13 protein-coding genes and 1 pseudogene are annotated in these 15,456 nt (G+C 71.3%); 11 read left to right on the top strand and 3 right to left on the bottom strand.

Going from position 1 to position 15,456, the window contains the following annotated elements:
- Nucleotide 1: 1 nt before the first annotated feature.
- Nucleotides 2-1,786, bottom strand: a complete 1,785-nt coding sequence (locus AB0F81_RS31970) for a hydrogenase maturation protein (protein WP_360203253.1) — start codon at nucleotides 1,784-1,786, stop codon at nucleotides 2-4.
- 214 nt (nucleotides 1,787-2,000) lie between these two features.
- Between AB0F81_RS31970 and mfd the strand changes: the two genes are divergently transcribed.
- Genes mfd through AB0F81_RS31950 form a run of 4 tightly spaced genes read left to right on the top strand, consistent with a single transcriptional unit; the run spans nucleotide 2,001 to nucleotide 8,971 of the window.
- Complete coding sequence (mfd, locus tag AB0F81_RS31965; protein WP_360203252.1) at nucleotides 2,001-5,606, top strand: transcription-repair coupling factor; 3,606 nt, start codon at nucleotides 2,001-2,003, stop codon at nucleotides 5,604-5,606.
- Nucleotides 5,607-5,656: 50 nt separating this feature from the next.
- Nucleotides 5,657-6,388: a hypothetical protein gene (locus AB0F81_RS31960; RefSeq protein ID WP_360203250.1), complete on the top strand. Its 732-nt coding sequence runs from the start codon at nucleotides 5,657-5,659 to the stop codon at nucleotides 6,386-6,388.
- Nucleotides 6,385-7,344 (top strand): nucleoside triphosphate pyrophosphohydrolase, encoded by a 960-nt coding sequence (locus tag AB0F81_RS31955; protein ID WP_360203249.1) that lies wholly within the window; start codon nucleotides 6,385-6,387, stop codon nucleotides 7,342-7,344. The genes AB0F81_RS31960 and AB0F81_RS31955 overlap by 4 nt, the downstream gene beginning before the upstream one ends.
- Nucleotides 7,345-7,354: 10 nt before the next feature.
- Nucleotides 7,355-8,971: a DUF885 domain-containing protein gene (locus tag AB0F81_RS31950; protein WP_360203248.1), complete on the top strand. Its 1,617-nt coding sequence runs from the start codon at nucleotides 7,355-7,357 to the stop codon at nucleotides 8,969-8,971.
- Between the two features lie 227 nt (nucleotides 8,972-9,198).
- On the opposite strand, the gene AB0F81_RS31945 is transcribed toward AB0F81_RS31950, so the two are convergent.
- Nucleotides 9,199-9,924, bottom strand: coding sequence for a hypothetical protein (locus AB0F81_RS31945; protein WP_360203247.1), 726 nt, complete (start codon nucleotides 9,922-9,924; stop codon nucleotides 9,199-9,201).
- Nucleotides 9,925-10,143: 219 nt separating this feature from the next.
- Entirely contained in the window at nucleotides 10,144-10,776 is a 633-nt protein-coding gene (locus AB0F81_RS31940; RefSeq protein WP_360203246.1) for a hypothetical protein, read from the bottom strand.
- A 171-nt stretch (nucleotides 10,777-10,947) separates the two neighbouring features.
- Here AB0F81_RS31940 and eno point away from each other — a divergent pair, with 171 nt between their 5' ends.
- From eno to AB0F81_RS31905, 7 genes and pseudogenes are all read left to right on the top strand, one after another.
- The gene (gene eno, locus AB0F81_RS31935) at nucleotides 10,948-12,231 is read left to right on the top strand and encodes a phosphopyruvate hydratase (RefSeq protein WP_360203245.1); all 1,284 of its coding nucleotides are present in this window, start codon (nucleotides 10,948-10,950) and stop codon (nucleotides 12,229-12,231) included.
- A gap of 84 nt (nucleotides 12,232-12,315) precedes the next feature.
- Nucleotides 12,316-12,870, top strand: coding sequence for a septum formation initiator family protein (locus tag AB0F81_RS31930; protein WP_360203243.1), 555 nt, complete (start codon nucleotides 12,316-12,318; stop codon nucleotides 12,868-12,870).
- Nucleotides 12,870-13,376 (top strand): DUF501 domain-containing protein, encoded by a 507-nt coding sequence (locus tag AB0F81_RS31925; protein ID WP_360203241.1) that lies wholly within the window; start codon nucleotides 12,870-12,872, stop codon nucleotides 13,374-13,376. The genes AB0F81_RS31930 and AB0F81_RS31925 overlap by 1 nt, the downstream gene beginning before the upstream one ends.
- Complete coding sequence (locus tag AB0F81_RS31920; RefSeq protein WP_360203239.1) at nucleotides 13,373-13,867, top strand: amino-acid N-acetyltransferase; 495 nt, start codon at nucleotides 13,373-13,375, stop codon at nucleotides 13,865-13,867. Before AB0F81_RS31925 ends, AB0F81_RS31920 begins: the two co-directional genes overlap by 4 nt.
- Nucleotides 13,864-14,772 carry a Ppx/GppA phosphatase family protein gene (locus tag AB0F81_RS31915; protein ID WP_360203237.1) on the top strand — a complete coding sequence of 303 codons (909 nt, stop codon included), beginning with the start codon at nucleotides 13,864-13,866 and terminating at the stop codon, nucleotides 14,770-14,772. Before AB0F81_RS31920 ends, AB0F81_RS31915 begins: the two co-directional genes overlap by 4 nt.
- Nucleotides 14,773-14,843: 71 nt before the next feature.
- Nucleotides 14,844-15,173: a PadR family transcriptional regulator gene (locus tag AB0F81_RS31910; protein WP_360203236.1), complete on the top strand. Its 330-nt coding sequence runs from the start codon at nucleotides 14,844-14,846 to the stop codon at nucleotides 15,171-15,173.
- Nucleotides 15,170-15,379: pseudogene (locus tag AB0F81_RS31905) on the top strand (hypothetical protein); the annotation flags it as partial. The gene AB0F81_RS31910 and the pseudogene AB0F81_RS31905, both read left to right, overlap by 4 nt.
- Nucleotides 15,380-15,456: the final 77 nt, after the last annotated feature.

The raw sequence follows: 15,456 nt of genomic DNA, 5'->3' as shown, positions 1-15,456 counted from the left end.
ATCAGGCCGTCACCGGCACGGCGGGACGCAGCAACGGTCGTCGTTCGGTGGCCGGCCCGGCGTTGGTGGGCCGGGTGCGAACCACTGCCGCCGGGCCGGCGTTCGCGGCCAGCAGCAGGTGACGGGGCGTGCCGTCCGGGCGGATCTTGCGGACGAAGCTCCGGCGGGCGGCGGCGAAACCGGAGCGGTCGGTGAAGATGTCCCGGCTCATCTCGGCGAGCTCGCGGGTCTCGTACACCTCCAGCGGAATCCGCTCGGCGGCGAGCCGCCGAGCCTTGGCCGCCCGCCGCTTGCGCGCGGTGCGCACGTCACTGTGGTGATCGGCCAGGGCGGCGAGCCACTGTGCGTACGCCTCCGGGTGCCGTGGCCCGACCTCGTCCACCAGACCGATCCGGGCCGCCTGGGAGGCGCTGACTGGCAGTTTGTCGTCGATCAGCCGCTGTGCGCGGTCGGCGCCCACCCGCCGGGGCAGGGTGAAGGTGTGCAGCTCCGAGCCGAACAGGCCGATGTCGTAGTACGGGTTGAGGACGATGCCGTCGCGGGCGGCCACCACGTCGGCGCCGAGCCCGAGCATCACCCCGCCGGCTCCGGCGCTGCCCGCGTACGCCGCGATGACGAGCTGCCGCGTACAGGTGATGATCTCCCGGCAGACCTGGTTGATCGCCCGGATGCCGGCCCACGCCGCCCCGGCCGGATCGGCCGACGCCTCGATCGCGTTGAGGTGGATGCCGTTGCTGAACGTCTCGGTCCCGCCGCGCAGCACCAGCACCCGGGTGTCCTGGCCGACCGCGTGGCGCAGCCCGGCGAGCAGCCGGCGCGAGTGGCCGGGCGCCATCGCGCCGTTGTAGAAGTCGAAGTGCAGCCAGCCCACCGCGCCGGTGCGCCGGTAGCGGATCTGCCGGTACGCCGACGGCGCCTCCGGGTCGATCTCCGGACCCACCGGCGAGTGCGGCACCCCGCGCAGGCGCGCCCCGAGCACCGTGGTGGCCGGTAGCTTGATCCCGTCGTCGGTGGCCGGGCGCAGATGGCCGAGCCAGAGGCTGCCGTCGCCGGTCGCCACCAGCACCGCACCCTGCCGGCGGCTGAGAATCGTGCCCGGCCGGCCCCCGCGGGCCAGACCCGGGTGCGCGTCGTAGGCGTGCACCGCCAGCCCGGCCACCTCGGTGCGCACCCCGGGCGACCCGTCGGCGGCCCGGATCCGCCGCAGGATGGCGTCGGCCGGTTCGGACCAGTCGAAGGCCCGGTCGGACTGCCGCATCAGCGGCCGCGCGCGGGCGCCGGGCGCCTCGGTCGGGGCGTCCTCGGCCGGCACCGGCACGAACATCGGATCGGCGGCCTTGGCCACCACCTCGAAGACGCACTCCAGTGCGGCGTCCGAGACCGGCCCGGTGTAGAGCGCCGACTTGCGCGGCGGGGCCGCGGGCAGCGGAAACGTGCGGGTGGCCCAGATCGGGCCGCCGTCGAACTCCTCGACCGCCTGCAGGGCGGTCACGCCCCAGGCCGGCAGTGCGTCGCTGATCGCCCAGTCCAGTGCGGACGGTCCGCGGTCACCGACCGGCCCGGGATGCAGGATGATCGTCCGCCAGTTCTGCCAGACCTGCGCCGGCACGCGCTCCTTCAGGAACGGGCAGAGGATCAGGTCGGGCTGTGCCGCGTGCACGCCGTCGACGATCTCCTGCCCGCTGGTCGCCAACTGCACCCCGACGTCGTGCCCCGCCTCCCGCAGGGCGCACCAGACCCGCTGGCTCAAGCCGTTGAACGTCGATACGAGCAGCAGGATCCGCACGTTGCCTCCCCGGATGCGGTTATCCCCGAAGGGTTGAGCTCTGCCCACAACGTTCGGGCACTCTTCACGACCCGTCTGGGCTCATGTCGGACATGCTGTGCGATAAGACGCGCCGGGCCGGAAGTGTCGGTGTGTCGGACTAAGCTGTTCGTTGCACCCCCGCCCCATCGGGCGTCCGGGGTTGTTCGTCGTGCCTTCTCGGGGGTCTCTCACCATGCAGCTTTCCGGTCTGATCCCAGCCGCCCTGCGCGACCGCGGCCTCGCCCGTGCCCGTGACCTGGCCCGCAAGAGCTATGTCGACTCCGACTCGCTCGACCTCACCGCGCCGGTGTCGCTGCGGCCGTTCGTGGTCGCCACGGTGGCCGGGTCCGGCGAGATCGGCGGCGCGCAGCGGCCGGTGCTCGCGGTGACCGCCACCTCCCGCGAGGCCGACGACCTGGCCGACGCGCTCGGCTGCCTGATCGAGCCGGACCGGGTCGCCGTCTACCCGTCCTGGGAGACGCTGCCGCACGAGCGGCTGTCGCCCCGTTCCGACACGGTCGGCAAGCGGCTCGCCGTGCTGCGCCGCCTCGTGCACCCCGAGGGGCAGCCCCTGCAGGTGGTCGTCGCCCCGGTCCGGTCACTGCTGCAGCCACAGCTCAAGGGCCTCGGCGACCTGGAGCCGGTGGAGCTGGTCGCCGGCCGCGAGGCGGAGCTGGAAGAGGTCGCCCGCCGGCTCTCCGACATGGCATATGCGCGGGTCGACCTGGTCACCAAGCGCGGCGAGTTCGCCGTCCGCGGCGGCATCCTGGACGTCTTCCCGCCCACCGACGAGCACCCGTCCCGGGTCGAGTTCTGGGGCGACGAGGTGGAGGAGATCCGCACCTTCGCCGTCGCCGACCAGCGCACCATCGACCAGGTGGAGCGGCTCTGGGCGCCGCCCTGCCGCGAGCTGCTGCTCACCCCGGCGGTCCGGTCCCGGGCCGCCGCGCTGTCCGCCCAGCACCCCGAGCTGGCCGAGATCCTCGACAAGCTTTCCGAGGGCATCCCGGTCGAGGGCATGGAGTCGCTGGCACCCGCGTTGCTCGACGGCACCGACAGCATGGAGCTGCTGATCGACTGCATGCCCGAGGGCACCCATGTGCTGCTCTGCGACCCCGAGCGGATTCGCACCCGGGCGCACGACCTCACCCGTACCTCGGATGAATTCCTGGAGGCGTCGTGGGCCGCCGCCGCCGTCGGCGGCCAGGCCCCGATCGACGTCGGCGCGGTCGCGTTCCGGGCGCTCGCCGATGTCCGGGCCCACGCCGCCACCCTGAAACAGCCCTGGTGGACGCTGTCGCCGTTCGGTCTGGCCGTCGAGGAGCCGGCGCCGCTGCCCTGGGAGGACGCCACCTCCGTCGAGGTCTCGCCGGACCTCGGCGACGCGGTGGCGCTCGCCGCGCAGCCGGTCCCGCTCTACCACGGGGACACCGCGAAACTGGCGGGCGACCTGTCCGAGTGGGCGGCCAAGGGCTGGGCCATCGCCCTGGTCTTCGAGGGCAAGGGCACCGCGCAGCGGGCCACCGAGCTGCTCCGCGACGCCGGCCTCGGTGTCACCCCGGTCGACTCGATCTCCCAGCCGATCCAGGACAACCAGCTGCTGGTCACCTGCGGCGGGCTCAACCACGGCTTCGTCGACGAGGCGTCCCGGCTCGCGGTGATCACCGGCAACGACATCTCCGGCGGCCGCGGCGCGTCCACGAAGGACATGCGCAAGATGCCGGCCCGGCGGCGCAACACGATCGACCCGCTCGAACTCAAGACCGGTGACTTCGTGGTGCACGAGCAGCACGGCATCGGGCGTTACATCGAACTGGTGCAGCGCACGGTCAACGGCGCCGACCGCGAATACCTCGTGATCGAGTACGCACCGTCCAAGCGCGGCCAGCCCGGCGACCGGCTCTACGTGCCCACCGACCAGCTCGACCAGCTCTCCCGCTATGTCGGTGGTGAGCAGCCGTCGCTGCACAAGATGGGCGGCTCCGACTGGCAGAAGAGCAAGGCGCGGGCCCGCAAGGCGGTCAAGGAGATCGCCGCCCAGCTCATCCAGCTCTACGCGGCCCGGCAGGCATCCCAGGGCCACGCCTTCGGCCCGGACACCCCGTGGCAGCGGGAGCTGGAGGACGCGTTCCCCTACACTGAGACCCCCGACCAGCTCGCCGCCATCTACGAGGTCAAGGACGACATGCAGAAACCGGTCCCGATGGACCGGCTGATCTGCGGCGACGTCGGTTACGGCAAGACCGAGATCGCGGTGCGGGCGGCGTTCAAGGCGGTGCAGGACGGCAAGCAGGTCGCCGTGCTGGTGCCCACCACGCTGCTCGCCCAGCAGCACTTCAACACCTTCACCGAGCGGATGAGCCAGTTCCCGGTGCAGATCAAGCAGCTGTCCCGGTTCCAGACGCCGAAAGAGGCCGCGCTCACCCTGGAGCAGGCCGCCGACGGCACGGCCGACATCGTGATCGGTACGCATCGGCTGCTCGCCAAGTCGACCCGGTTCAAGAACCTCGGCCTGATCATCGTGGACGAGGAGCAGCGCTTCGGCGTCGAGCACAAGGAGCAGCTCAAGGCCCTGCGGGCGTCGGTCGACGTGCTCACCATGTCGGCCACCCCGATCCCGCGGACCCTGGAGATGGCGATCACCGGCATCCGCGAGATGTCGACCATCGCCACCCCGCCGGAGGAGCGGCACCCGGTCCTCACCTACGTCGGCGCCTACGACGAGAAGCAGGTGGCCGCGGCCATCCACCGCGAGCTACTGCGCGACGGGCAGGTCTTCTACCTGCACAACCGGGTCGAGTCGATCGACCGGGCGGCCCGCAAGCTGCGCGAGCTGGTCCCCGAGGCGCGGGTCGCGGTGGCGCACGGCCAGATGAGCGAGGAACAGCTCGAGAAGGTCATGGTCGGCTTCTGGGAGAAGGAGTTCGACGTCCTGGTCTGCACCACGATCGTCGAGTCCGGCATCGACATCCCGAACGCCAACACCCTGATCCTGGAACGCGCCGACCTGCTCGGCCTGGCCCAGCTGCACCAGATCCGCGGCCGGGTCGGCCGGGGCCGCGAGCGGGCGTACGCGTACTTCCTCTACCCCCGCGACAAGCCGCTCACCGAGCACGCGCACGAGCGCCTCGCCACCATCGCCCAGCACACCGAGCTCGGCGCGGGGATGTATGTGGCGATGAAGGACCTGGAGATCCGCGGCGCCGGCAACCTGCTCGGCGGCGAGCAGTCCGGCCACATCGAGGGCGTCGGCTTCGATCTTTACGTGCGGATGGTCGGCGAGGCCGTGCAGGCCTTCAAGGGCGAACGCCCCGAGGAGGAGCCCGAGGTCAAGATTGATCTTCCGGTGGACGCCCATCTGCCCACCGAGTACATCTCGGTCGAACGGCTCCGCCTGGAGATGTACCGCAAGCTCGCCGAGGCCCGCGACAACACCCGCCTGGAAGAGGTGATCGCCGAGATGACCGACCGCTACGGCGAGCCGCCCGCCCAGGTGGTCAACCTCATCGCGGTCGCCCGGTTCCGTCAGCTGGCCCGGGCCTACGGGCTGACCGACGTCTCCATGCAGGGCAAACACATCCGCTTCTCACCGCTGGACCTGCCCGACTCGAAGCAGATGCGGCTCAAGCGCTACCACCCCGACTCGGTCTACAAGGCCGCGAACGACCAGGTGAGCGTGCCGCGGCCGAGCACCCGCCGGCTCGGCGGCGAGCCGCTGCGCGACCAGGAGCTGCTGCAGTGGTGCGCCCAGCTGCTCAAGGACGTCCTGGGCGACGTCCCGGCCCCGGTCAAGGCATGACGGCGGGGGTGGGCGACGTAGGTCACATTGCGACGTGAGAGAGTCTGACCATGCGTGCTCGCCGACTCGCCTCCGCCGTTGTCGTCGCGTCTCTGACCGTGGGTGGGCTCTCCGCCTGCCGCTCCCAGCCAACCGTCGCCGCCTACTACGGCGACTCCGGGCAGGTGTCGGAGCAACAGGTGCAGGAGATCTGGGACGAGGCGCATGACGCGCTCTCCGCCCAGCCCCGGGCCGAGGGCAACGCGCCGGTGCAGATGCCGTTCAGCCGTGCCGACGTCGTGCACGCGCTGGTCCTGCGACAGATCCTCCAGCAGATGGCCCAGCAGCACCGGGTCACCCTGCCGGCCGGCCTGCCGTTCGAGGAGGCCGCCGCCGAGCAGAACCTGCCCGCCGACTCGGAGTACGTGCGGCTGCGCGTCGAGAACGGCGTCCTGCGCAACCTGCTGACCGAGCAGATGAGCACCCAGAACGCCCAGCCCTCCGAGACCGACCTGCGGACCGTCTACGACGTGCTGGCCGCCAACGGCGGCGTTCCGCCCGGCACCGACTTCGCCGCCTGGAACGCCCAGGTCACGCCGCAGAACAAGCAGCTGGTCGCCGGTGCCGCCACCATGCGCGACGAGATGCAGGAGGTTGCCGAAGACCTGCGGGTCGACGTCAACCCGCGCTACCAGCCGTTCGAGCTGAACCTGCTCAGCGCCGGGGGCGGGCAGCAGACCCTCGACCTGATCGACGCGCGGTTCGGTGCGGACCAGCAGGTCCCGGTGGCCGACGTCAATTGAGCACCAGGATCGTCCTCCTCGTCACCTCGCCGAGGCTGCCGGCCGGACTGCTGACCGCGGAGGCGTGGGATGCCGTCCGGGCGTACCCCGTCTTTGCCGGCGCCGACAGCGCCCAGGCCGAGGCGCTGCGGGTGACCGGCGTGCCGGTCACCGTCCTGGAGGGCGACGCGCAGACCCTGCTCGACGCCGTCGCCGGGCAGCCCGCCGCGGTCTGGCTGGCCGGGCCGGGCGGCGACCAGTCGTTCGCCCGTCAGCTCGGCCTGCGGCTGGCCCGCGAGCCGGGCCTGGCGGAACTGGAGCTGATGTACGGCTCGTGGGACCCGCCCGGTGCCCGGCTGCTCGACGCGGTGTCCGTGATGGACCGGCTGGCGTCACCCGGCGGCGACCCGTGGAAACGGGCGCAGACGCACCGGACGCTCGCTCCCTACCTGCTGGAGGAGAGCTACGAGGCGTACGACGCGATCGAGTCGGACGACCTGGACGCCCTGCGCGAGGAACTCGGCGACGTGCTGCTCCAGGTGGTGCTGCACGCCCGGCTCGCCGAGGAGCAGCCGGACGGGCGCGGCTGGAGCATCGACGACGTGGCCGGCGGGCTGGTCGACAAGATGGTGCGGCGCAACCCGCACGTGTTCGCCGGGGAACAGATCGAGGACATCGCCGAGATCACTGCCAACTGGGAGCGGATCAAGCAGGCCGAGAAGGAGCGCGACTCGGTGCTCGACGGGATCGCGCTGAGCCAGCCGGCGCTGGCCCTGGCGGCGAAGATCCTGCACCGGGTCGACCGGGGCGGCCTGGACGTGCCCCTGCCGGACGGTGACGACCTGGGCGCGGTGCTGCTGACAGTGGTGGCCGAGGCGCGGGCCGCCGGTCTCGACCCGGAAGCCGAGCTGCGCCGGGCGGCACTCGCGTACGCGGACGCGGTGCGTGCGGCGGAAAATGTCGGTCCCTCCGAGTAGGTTTTTCGGCATGCCGGAGTTCGTACCGCTCGCCGAGCGCATCGTCGACGCCCTCCTGGAAAGCGATCCCGCGACCGCTTCCTACGCGGGCGATCACCGCTTCGACGACCGCCTGCCCGACCTCTCCGCGTCGGCGGTCGCCGCCCGGGTCGCCATGCTGCGTGACGCCGGCGACGCGCTCAGCGGCGTCGACGCCGACGGTCTGGCCGCCGAGGAGCAGGTCGACCACGCCATCCTGGCCGCCCAGGTGGAGCGGGCGCTGTTCGAGCTGACCGACGTGCGCGAGCACGAGTGGAACCCGTTGGAGCACAACCCGGGCCCGCTGCTGCACGGCCTGATCGCGCGCCCGTTCGCCCCTGCCGAGGAGCGGCTGGAGAGCCTCGCCGGCCGGCTCGCCGCGATCCCCGACGCGCTGGCCACCGCCCGAGCCGTGCTGCGTGACGTGCCGCGCATCCATGCCGAGACGGCCGTCGGTCAGTTCGCCGGCACGGCCGCGCTGATCCGCGACGAGGTGCCCGCGCTGCTCGCCCAGGCGCCGGCGATGCGCGAGACGGTGGAGCCCGCCTCGACCGCCGCCCTGGCCGCGCTCGGCGAGTTCGACGGCTGGCTGCGGGGCCTGCTCGAGGGCGGCGATCCGGGCCGTGACCCGCGGCTCGGCCGGCGTCTCTGGGAGGCACGCCTCTGGCACACGCTGGACACCGAGCTCTCCGCCGCCGAGGTGCTCTCCCGGGCCCGCGCCAACGTCGACCGCGTCGGCGAGGAGCTGCGGGCCGCCGCGGCCGAGCTGACCGGCGGCCCGGCCACCGACGAGACCGTGCGGCGCGCCCTCGACGCGATCGCCCGGCAGCACCCCGACAACACCACCATCCTCGGCCTGGCCAAGCAGACGATGGACGAGGCGACCGCCTTCGTCCAGCGGCACGACATCGTCTCCCTGCTCGACGACCCCTGCGTCATCGAGGAGATGCCCGAGTTCGCCCGCGGCGTCGCGGTGGCCTACTGCGATCCTCCCGGCCCGCTGGAGACCGCCGACGTGCCGACGTTCTACTGCATCGCCCCGGCCCCCGCCGACTGGTCCACGGAGCGGATCGCCAGCTTCTACCGGGAATACAACAACGAGATGCTGCGCAACCTGACCGTGCACGAGGCCATGCCCGGCCACTTCCTGCAGATCGCGCACTCCCGCCGCTTCCGGGCCGCCACCCGCGTGCGCGCCCTCGGCTGGTCCGGCCCGTTCGTCGAGGGCTGGGCGGTCTACGCGGAGGAGTTGATGTCCGGCCTCGGCTTCGGAGGCCTTCCGGTCCGCCTGCAGCAACTCAAGATGCAGCTGCGGATGAGCCTCAACGCCATCATCGACCAGCTCACCCACTGCGAAGACCTGCCCGAGTCCGAGGCGATGGCGCTGATGACCGGCCGCGGCTTCCAGGAGGAGGGCGAGGCCGCCGGCAAGTGGCGCCGGGCGCTGCTCACCTCCACCCAGCTCTCCACCTATTTCGTCGGCTACACCGAGGTCGCCGCCATCGCCGCAGCCCGCCCTTTCGGCGCCACCCCCAAGGCCTGGCACGACGCGATGCTGGCGCACGGCTCGCCCCCACCCCGCCACTTGCGCACCCTCCTCGGCGTCTGACGCCTTCTCTGCCAGGCCCGGACTCCCTGCTTACGGCCCGCCCTCGCGGCGGGCCGTGCTGGCGCGTCCTCGCCCTGCCGCTGGCGCACGCTTCCCGGTGTCTGAAGCCCTCCTACCAAGCCAGACACCGCCGCAACCCGCCCCCGCGCGGTGCCGGCTCGCGGCGTAACGGCCCTGGCGGCATTCCTGGGCACAGCGGTCGGACTGCGACGCCGGTGGTCGCCGTGTCAGTGGTGGCGGCGGTCGACGAGGCGGGCGCCAGGCGGGATGGCGAAGTCCGACTCCGATGCTTCCTCGGCGTAGTCGATCAGCTCCATCTCCACCGCGGTGCCGTCGACTCGGCCGGTGAAGCGGGCCAGCACGCCCTTGATCGTCACGCAGACGGTGTAGTCGCCGGACCCGCTCACCGTCACGCAGGTGGCGTGCCGGCCGGCGAGGGTGGTGTCGTGCTGCTCGAACTCCAGGCCGGGATCGATCGCGGCGGTCTCCAGCATCGCCAGGACTGCTTCCGGCGCGACCATGCCGGTAGCCGCCGGCAGATCGGCGACGGCCCGCGAGCCGGTGGTGGCACGCGAGTTGGCGGTGGTGCGCTCGCCGGTTGCGGTGGCGCGCGGGTTGGCAGGGGCGCGCGCGTCAGTGGTGGTGCAGACCGTGTAGGTGCACTGGGTGACCGTTGACGGAGTGCGGATCACCCGCCCGCCCGGATGCAGGTAGGCGGTGCGGTCCGGCCGGGACGTCCGCACGATCTGGGCGGTCGACCCGCCGGCCAGGCGGTAGGTCGCGGTGTAGGTCAGCCCAGCGGCCGCGGCCACTTCGCCGGCCATCTCGGCGGCCAGGTCCTGCCGGGTGACTCCGGCAGCGCTCGCCTGGTCGAGCCCGGTGCACGATGTGGTGATCAACAAGAGTGCGGCAAGGGTGGTGCCGGCGGGTACGCGACGCGGGGTAGCGGGCACGAGGACCACCCTGGCGCACCCGCCGACCCCACGCAATCGAGTATCCGGCACCACCCGCCGGTTAATCATGAGCGTATGGCAGGACAATTCCGGGAAGTGGAATTAATCGACGGACGTAATTCGACTTTCGATATTGAGCCGGTAGTGAGATCGCAGTGAGCCGACCGCGAGGCTGTGCAGCGCAAGCAGGAAAGCCGGCAAGCGACGAACGAAGACCCCTCAGACCGCCACCAACGCCGCCTCTCGCGCCCGGGCAACCTGCTGCCGCAGCACATACCGACGGATGATCTTCGCCTGACGCTCGTCCTGCTCGAAGATCGCGACCATCTCCACCGTCACCGGCCCGCGGACCGGCACCTGCTGGCGGATCGCGCTGACCCGCAGCGCGGTCGCCGGGAACTCCACGATCTCCGCGCCGAGCTGCACGCGCAGGCGCATCTCCTGGCCCGGCCGCAGCTCGACGTCGCTGAACGTGGCGCGCACCGAGCGTTCGCTGATGTCGTGCACCCGGCCGACCAGCTCGGGGGCGTCGGCGCGGACCAGCAGGACGCTCTCGCCTCCGCCGCCGCGCACGAACATCCGCCGCTGCTCGACGACCGGTTCGTTGACGACTTGGAAGTCTGCCCGGTTCTCGTCCAGGGCGGTCACTGTCGCGCGGACGGCATAGCTCCCTCGGGGCCCGGCCGGCCAGCGCAGGGTCACCGGGGACCCGAGCGGTGGCACATCGTCCAGGGCGAGCGACAGGGTCATGACACCGTCGGTGACGCGGACCACGCGGACTTCCGGGAGACGTTCGTCCCCGGTGTCCATCTCGACGCGGGACCCGTCGGCGGGAAACAGGCTACTGGTCATAGTGCCCACTGGTTCGGCAGGCCGGGCGGTGGTTTGAGGGATAGCGGGTGCGGAGTTCACCGGCCCCGCGAACGCGTCATTGCCTGACTCGATACGCTCAGGGTCGTGGTCGGCCCGCAGGGTCGCGGACCGAAACTGTTTTCGTACAACTGTTAGGGAGCGACACGACTAATGGCGACCATTGAAGCGATCGTTGCTCGCGAGATCCTCGATTCCCGGGGTAACCCCACCGTCGAGGTCGAGGTCGGCCTGGACGACGGCTCGGTCGGCCGTGCGGCGGTGCCGTCCGGCGCCTCCACCGGCGCTTTCGAGGCGATCGAGCTCCGCGACGGCGACAAGGACCGCTACCTCGGCAAGGGTGTCGAGAAGGCGGTCGCCAACATCGAGGACAAGATCGCCGAGGAGATCGAGGGCTACGAGGCCACCGAGCAGCGGCTGATCGACCAGAAGATGCTGGACCTGGACGGCACGCCGGACAAGTCCGAGCTCGGCGCCAACGCCATCCTGGGTGTGTCGCTGGCCGTGGCCAAGGCCGCCGCGCTCTCCGCCGAGCTGCCGCTGTTCCGCTACATCGGCGGCCCGAACGCCTCGGTGCTCCCGGTGCCGATGATGAACATCCTCAACGGTGGCGCGCACGCCGACTCCAACGTCGACGTGCAGGAATTCATGATCGCCCCGATCGGCGCGCCGACCTTCCGTGAGGCGCTGCGCAGCGGTGCCGAGGTCTACCACGCGCTCAAGTCGGTGCTGAAGAAGAAGGGCCTCTCCACCGGTCTCGGTGACGAGGGTGGCTTCGCCCCGAACCTGCCGGCCAACGCCGCGGCGCTCGACCTGATCGCCGAGGCCGTGCAGGCCGCCGGTTACACCCTGGGCAGCGACATCGTCCTGGCCATGGACGTCGCCGCGACCGAGTTCTACAAGGACGGGGCGTACGTTTTCGAGGGCGCGCCGAAGTCGACCGACGAGATGATCGCCTACTACGCGAAGCTCGCCGACGAGTACCCGATCGTCTCCATCGAGGACCCGCTGGCCGAGGACGACTGGGCCGGCTGGAGCGCGATGACCGGTCAGCTCGGCAGCAAGCTGCAGATCGTCGGCGACGACCTGTTCGTCACCAACCCGCAGCGCATCGCCCGCGGCATCGCCGAGGCGGCCGGCAACGCGGTCCTGGTCAAGGTGAACCAGATCGGTTCGCTGACCGAGACGCTGGACGCCGTGGACCTGGCCCACCGGGCCGGTTTCAAGACCATGATGTCGCACCGTTCCGGCGAGACCGAGGACGTCACCATCGCCGACCTGGCGGTGGCGGTCGGCTCCGGCCAGATCAAGACCGGTGCCCCGGCGCGTTCCGACCGGGTCGCGAAGTACAACCAGCTCCTGCGCATCGAGGAGCAGCTGGAGACCGCCGCCCGGTACGCCGGTGCGGGCGCGTTCCCGCGTTACCGCGTCAGCTGACGCGTTACCGACGGATCATGAAGTTGTGGCACCCTCGTCAGCGAGGGTGCCACGACACGTGACGGCCGGCGGGGGAGGGCAGAGATGACGCAACGCCGCATGCCGAGCGGGCAGGGCCCGGCCCGCCGTTCCCAGGCCAAGAGACAGCCGGCGCCGCCACGGACCCGTAACACCGGTCCGATCCGGGTGCCGTCGTCCCGGCGTACGACGGGGTCATCTGACGGCGGCGCAGCCGCCAAGCGCACCGACGCGCCCCGCCCGCGCGCCCTGACCGGCCGGGCCACCGTCCTGATCGCGGTCTTCGTCGCACTGGCGCTGGCCTACACCTACCCGCTGCGGGTGTATCTGGAGCAGGAGTCCCAGATCGCCGACATGGAGCGGGCCAAGGCCGAGCAGCAGGCGAAGATCGCCGCCACCACCCGGGAGCTGGCGAAGTGGAACGATCCGGAGTATCTGCGGATCCAGGCCCGGGAGAACTTCTTCTACGTGCGCCCCGGCGAGACGCCGCTGCTGGTCTACTACGATGCCGCAGGCGCCGCTCGCGACGCCGAGGAGAAAGCGCCGGCGGCCGCCCCGGACCGCTGGTACGACACGCTGTGGAGCAGCGTCCAAGCCGCGAATGCGGAGCCCGCTGACTGATGGCTGAACCACCCACCACTGAACCCACCCCAGACGACCTTGACATCGTTGCGGCCCAGCTGGGCCGCACACCGCGAGGCACCCGGGCGATCGCGCACCGGTGCCCGTGCGGCAACCCCGACGTGGTGGAGACCGCGCCGCGTCTCGACGACGGCACCCCGTTCCCCACGTTGTTCTATCTGACCTGTCCACACGCCACCGCGGCGTGCAGCCGGCTGGAGTCGGCCGGTGTGATGCGCGACATGCAGGAGCGTCTCAGCACCGATCCGGAGCTGGCGCAGCGTTACCGGGCCGCGCACGAGGACTATCTGGAGCGGCGCACCGCGATCGAGGACGTCCCGGAGATCGCCAAGGTGAGCGCGGGCGGGATGCCGGACCGGGTGAAGTGCCTGCACGTCCACCTCGGTCACGCGCTGGCGGCGGGGCCGGGCGTGAACCCGTTCGGTGACGAGGTGCGCGACGCGATCGGGCCGTACTGGTCCGGCGGATCCTGCGTCAACCGATGATCGTCCGTCGCGCGCGCACCGGGGACGTCAAGGCGATCCGGGACCTGGTCGACACGTACACCACGGATCGGCGGCTGCTCAGCAAGGCGACCGTCACCCTGTACGAGTCGGTGCAGGAGTTCTGGGTGGCCGCCGACGAGGACGACCGGGTGGTCGGCTGCGGCGCCCTGCACGTGATGTGGGAGGACCTGGCCGAGATCCGCACGGTCGCTGTCGACCCGTCCCGCCGCGGCCAGAAGATCGGCCACCGGATCGTCGCCGCCCTCCTCGACCAGGCGCGTGAGCTGGGTGTGGCCCGCGTCTTCTGCCTGACGTTCGAGACCCGTTTCTTCGGCTCGTTCGGGTTCACCGAGATCGACGGGGCGCCGGTGCCGCACTCGGTCTACGAGCAGCTGCTCCGTTCGTACGACGAGGGTGTCGCCGAGTTCCTGGACCTGGAGCGGGTCAAACCCAACACACTGGGGAACACGAGAATGCTGTTGCACCTATGAGAGTCGCTGCCATCGACTGTGGGACCAACGCGATCCGCCTGCTGATCGCCGACGTGACCGGGGACAAGCTCGTCGACGTCGCCCGCCGGATGGAGATCGTCCGGCTGGGGGAGGGCGTGGACCGGACCGGGCTGCTGGCGCCGGCCGCGATCGAGCGCACCCGGCAGGCGCTGCTCGGCTACGCCGCGGAGATCGCCGAGCTGGGCGTCACGAGGGTCCGGATGTGCGCCACCTCGGCTTCGCGGGACGCGTCGAACGCGCAGGACTTCCGCGACATGGTGCGCGGGGTGCTCGGCGTCGACCCGGAAGTGATCACCGGGGAGGAGGAGGCTCAGCTCTCCTTCCTCGGCGCGGTGCAGGGCCTGGACGCGCCGGGGCCGTTCCTGGTCTACGACCTCGGCGGCGGCTCCACCGAGTTCGTCACCGGGGTGCGCGAGGTGGAGAAAGCCATCTCGATGGACATCGGCTGCGTCCGGATGACCGAGCGGCACCTGCACAGCGACCCGCCCACCGCGGCCGAGATCGCCGCGGCGGAGGCGGACATCACGGCGGCCGTCGACACGGCCCTGGCGGCCGTGTCCGGCCATCAGGCGAGGACGCTGGTCGGCCTGGCCGGGACGGTCACGACCGTCACCGCTCTCGCTCACGACCTTCCGGCGTACGACTCCGAGCGCATCCACCACAGCCGGGTGGAGGCGCCGGACGTGTCCCGGGTGACGCACGAGCTGCTCGGGATGACGGTCGCCGAGCGGCGGGCGCTGCCGGTGATGCATCCCGGCCGGGCGGACGTGATCGGCGCCGGCGCCCTGATCATGCGGATCATCCAGGAGCGGTCCGGGCAGCCGTTCGTGATCGCCTCCGAGCACGACATCCTCGACGGCATCGCCTTCGGCCTGGCCTCCTGAATTCTGTACGACCCGGATATCCGGTACTGCTCTGTTGACGGTACTTCGGATTGCGCAGTAGTGTGCCTCGCGTGGATCCGACACAGCTACTCAAGGGCGTGCTCGATCTGGCCGTCCTCGCCGTCCTGCGGGACGAGGACGGCTATGGCTATGACATCCTGCGCCGCCTGCGCGCCGCCGGCCTGGAGGACGTCGGCGACGCCTCCGTCTACGGCACACTGCGCCGCCTCTTCAACGGCGGCCTGCTGAACAGCTACGTGGTCCCCAGCGACGAGGGGCCGCACCGGAAGTACTACGCACTCAACGAGGCCGGCCGCGCCGAACTGCAGCGCTCCGGCAAGGTGTGGCACGGCTTTGCTTCGATCATGGACGATCTGCTTCGCGAGCGGGGGACGGCGTGAACCTGACGGCACAGGACGAGATCTCCGTCTACGTGGAGGGGGTGCGGCTGGCTCTGGCCCACCTGCCCGCGGCCACGCGTGACGAGCTGCTCGAGGATCTTCCCGAGCACCTCGCCGAGGTGCTCGCCGAGGGCGGTGGCTCGCTCACCGACCGCCTCGGCACCCCGCAGGCCTACGCCGCGGAACTGAGCGCGAGCGCCGGGATTCCCGGCGCCGTGCCGCGGCCGCCGGCGGGCGCCGCCCGCCTCGACGAGAGAACGGAAGAGCGAGGTGGAGGGTAAGA

Origin of the sequence: Actinoplanes sp. NPDC024001 (assembly GCF_040638955.1) — a bacterium.
Classification (GTDB): Bacteria; Actinomycetota; Actinomycetes; order Mycobacteriales; family Micromonosporaceae; genus Actinoplanes.
The sequence above is the reverse complement of the archived record's forward strand: the minus strand, read 5'-3'. Positions and strand labels throughout refer to the sequence as shown.

Bases quoted from the DNA above. Each gene is read 5' to 3' on its own strand.
- AB0F81_RS31950 (WP_360203248.1), top strand. From the start codon at position 7,355: ATGCCGGAGTTCGTACCGCTCGCCGAGCGCATCGTCGACGCCCTCCTG.
- eno (WP_360203245.1), top strand. From the start codon at position 10,948: ATGGCGACCATTGAAGCGATCGTTGCTCGCGAGATCCTCGATTCCCGG.
- AB0F81_RS31940 (WP_360203246.1), bottom strand. From the start codon at position 10,776: ATGACCAGTAGCCTGTTTCCCGCCGACGGGTCCCGCGTCGAGATGGAC.
- mfd (WP_360203252.1), top strand. From the start codon at position 2,001: ATGCAGCTTTCCGGTCTGATCCCAGCCGCCCTGCGCGACCGCGGCCTC.
- AB0F81_RS31960 (WP_360203250.1), top strand. From the start codon at position 5,657: ATGCGTGCTCGCCGACTCGCCTCCGCCGTTGTCGTCGCGTCTCTGACC.
- AB0F81_RS31915 (WP_360203237.1), top strand. From the start codon at position 13,864: ATGAGAGTCGCTGCCATCGACTGTGGGACCAACGCGATCCGCCTGCTG.
- AB0F81_RS31920 (WP_360203239.1), top strand. From the start codon at position 13,373: ATGATCGTCCGTCGCGCGCGCACCGGGGACGTCAAGGCGATCCGGGAC.
- AB0F81_RS31930 (WP_360203243.1), top strand. From the start codon at position 12,316: ATGACGCAACGCCGCATGCCGAGCGGGCAGGGCCCGGCCCGCCGTTCC.
- AB0F81_RS31925 (WP_360203241.1), top strand. From the start codon at position 12,870: ATGGCTGAACCACCCACCACTGAACCCACCCCAGACGACCTTGACATC.